Here is a 2,828-nt window from a genome sequence, read left to right as displayed (position 1 = left end):
AGGAAACCGTCCAGCCAATCACGAGATACATCTATTCCGATAAGCACCTTTGCTGCTATCATCTCACTCTCTCTTCCTTATGTTTCGCGGTCCCGGAAACGGGCCGCCGTCAACTGTTCGAGATGGTGGAGAGAGGCGGGATCAACCTGCTAGCGAACGTGGTCAAGCCACAAGATGTTAAGCCTGTATCCCACCTCATCGCCGGTCCTGGCCGGGATCGGCGATGACGACGTTATAGCATCTCCGAGACACATAAGATGTTTGGTCCCAGCATGTGATGGTGATACTTCAATCCTATACCTAGTAAGTTTTTCTGGGGTCGGTTCCGGCTAGGGGCGAAATGACGCCCCTAAGCGGCATACAACAACATCAAGGCGATTGCGGACTTACTCAAGCCTCGAAGTAGGAGCCACCGACAACATCACCAGTATGAAGGTTGAGCTCGAATGGGACCCAATCCTCGGAGAACGGGTCATATGCCTCACCGCGCATGCTGGCATTCAATAATTCGCACTGTCGCATACCATCCCACGAAATCCGACGGCTTTGCCAATGCACACCGTTTACATCAAACGCTTCAAACCAAAGGCCGTTTGTGACGAGGAAAATGCGTTGACTGTCGAGGTACCATAGATCCTCAACATCAAACTCGCGAATAAGCTGCCTTGCTTCTACGCCTACAAAATATCCAATGCCACCAGCCACGACGACAACTGAACGCCCATCGGGTTCCGGATGAACAGAATTCAGGCGTTTCCGCCACCCTTCCGAAAAGTTCCCAATCCAACGTTCGCCTTCATTCGTAGTGAATTCAACGACAAAGCCCTCTCTGAAAGCATTGGGCTTCGGGAACGAGATCGCCGGCGGCCCATATGCAGGGAGGCCGGTGAGAGAGCGGGTGATAAGCATGATGGCAACCTCTGCGTATTCATATCCGTAACTGCTGGTGCTTGGCGATATCGGCAACCGTATTCTTGCTGATACCGAGGTCACGCGCGATCCAGCGATACCCTTCGGCTTTCAGCCATCTGAGCTAACGGAAATTAATCCGCCATATAAATTCAGGTAAAGTATGATTGCGTCGTATGTATATTCTGGGTATTCCATATATGTCGTCACTTGGCTTAGTTCTAGCTGGAATTGTTGTAACAGCGCTTAAAAAACCTGCTTTTCGCACCATAGTGCGATGTTCTTTTCTATTAGCACCATAAGGGTAGCAAAAATTAAGTACTTCACCACCAAGCATATCTTCGAGCCGAAGCTTAGACTCATTAATCTGCCTAAAAGCTTCTTCATCGTCCATATCGTTTAAGTTAACGTGATCGAGAGTGTGTGCACCAACTTCATGACCTAAATCCGCCCATTCTCTCATCTGAAAAAGTGACATGCATGTTGTTTCTGGAATGCCTACAGCCTTGTCCCAAACGTTGCTGCCTCCAATTTGGTTGGCAACGAAATAATTCGTTGCAGTAAACCCATATTCAGCTAACACTGGAGCTGCGTTATCCAACACATTAAGAAAACCATCATCAAAAGTTATAATCGCGACTTTACCTCTTTTTTCCCCCTTTAGATAAGGCATGCCATCTCTCACTGACATGCCTTTAAAGCCAAGTCTTTTTAGCCATTTCATTTGGCTTGCAAAGCGATCAGGATGAACAAAAAGCCCACGAAAAGGTACATTGCGTTGAATAGGGGCGATGTGATGATATACAAGAACTGGGATAGCCATTATTCATACTCGTAATTTCAGTAACTCAATCGAGGAGTATTAATTTCCATCAATATTGATGTAATGCGCGGATTTTTTACCAAATGCACCTTCAATAAATCCGACTAAACCTCCCAAGTTCGCTGCAATTGTTATCAGTCCCCTCTCTTTTTGGAGCGGCAGTAATAATGTGCTAGTTAAAACTTTATATATACGAGATAAAACTGAACCGAACGTACGCCCAGCTTTTCCTTTTTTTAGTCGCTCGTGGTAAACCATTCTGGCGTGATCACGTGTCCGCCGATAATAATAAGACAGCTTAAGTCTTGAAAGAGGAATAGTTTCATAAGCAATAGCATAAGGCGTCCAGCCTGTTTGAGCGCCTACTTCTTTAGCATCTTGCCATAATTGCCAGTCTTCCCCACCTGCTTGACCAAGTGAAGTATCAAACCGCAGCCCTGTTAAGCGGAAAAAATCAAGATTAGCCATCCAACTACCGGTTGCTAGTTTTAACTTAGACGCTTTCCCTTGATCATATAAGGTACGAGCGCGCTTTTCAGCGCCTTGATTAACTTGGTTCACTCCTCGCCAAATAATATTTTTCCACCAATGTAATTTATCTAACGGTGCTGCAAATCTGACCGGTGAACCAACGATGTCAAGGTTTTTAGAGTCACGCTCTTTGAGCAGCTCTAACAACCAATCAGGCTCTACTTGTTCATCGTCATCGGCAAATGTAAGAATGTCGTATTTATGATCTATAGCATAGTTAAGCACATGATTTCTTGCAGATGCTATACCTAGAGCTGGCTCATTAGTATAAATTACTTCTGATGTTATGTTATATCGCTGAAACTCGGCGATTACATTGTGTAATGTTTTTTCATTATTATTTTCGGTTATTAAAAAACTCACATCGATATTATCTGGAACGATAAGGTTTGTATACGATTTGAGTAGATTTTGAAGCATAATAGGTCGATTTCGAGTAATCGTGCCTATCAACACTTTTCGCTTTAAGCCTGTCAAATAAATTCCCCACAGTAATTTCAAAAAATCTGACTTTTTGAATATCAGAGCCCGACTCAAAATTCAAGCTTTGCGATACGGCGTGTCA

At 44.5% G+C, this 2,828-nt stretch carries 3 protein-coding genes; all 3 read right to left on the bottom strand.

The features are described from left to right. Window positions 1-390: 390 nt before the first annotated feature. The 3 genes from C7374_RS15750 to C7374_RS15735 all read right to left on the bottom strand — a co-directional run bounded on the left by C7374_RS15750 (window position 391) and on the right by C7374_RS15735 (window position 2,740). On the bottom strand, window positions 391-909 hold the full coding sequence (locus tag C7374_RS15750; protein WP_111576539.1) for a hypothetical protein: 519 nt from the start codon (window positions 907-909) through the stop codon (window positions 391-393). Window positions 910-1,033: 124 nt separating this feature from the next. Next, window positions 1,034-1,732: a polysaccharide deacetylase family protein gene (locus C7374_RS15740; RefSeq protein WP_111576538.1), complete on the bottom strand. Its 699-nt coding sequence runs from the start codon at window positions 1,730-1,732 to the stop codon at window positions 1,034-1,036. Window positions 1,733-1,771: 39 nt separating this feature from the next. Further along, window positions 1,772-2,740 (bottom strand): glycosyltransferase family 2 protein, encoded by a 969-nt coding sequence (locus tag C7374_RS15735; RefSeq protein ID WP_245412698.1) that lies wholly within the window; start codon window positions 2,738-2,740, stop codon window positions 1,772-1,774. Window positions 2,741-2,828 lie beyond the last annotated feature (88 nt).

It is taken from the genome of Falsochrobactrum ovis (assembly GCF_003259955.1).
Taxonomy (GTDB): Bacteria; Pseudomonadota; Alphaproteobacteria; order Rhizobiales; family Rhizobiaceae; genus Brucella; species Brucella ovis_A.
The sequence above is the reverse complement of the archived record's forward strand: the minus strand, read 5'-3'. Positions and strand labels throughout refer to the sequence as shown.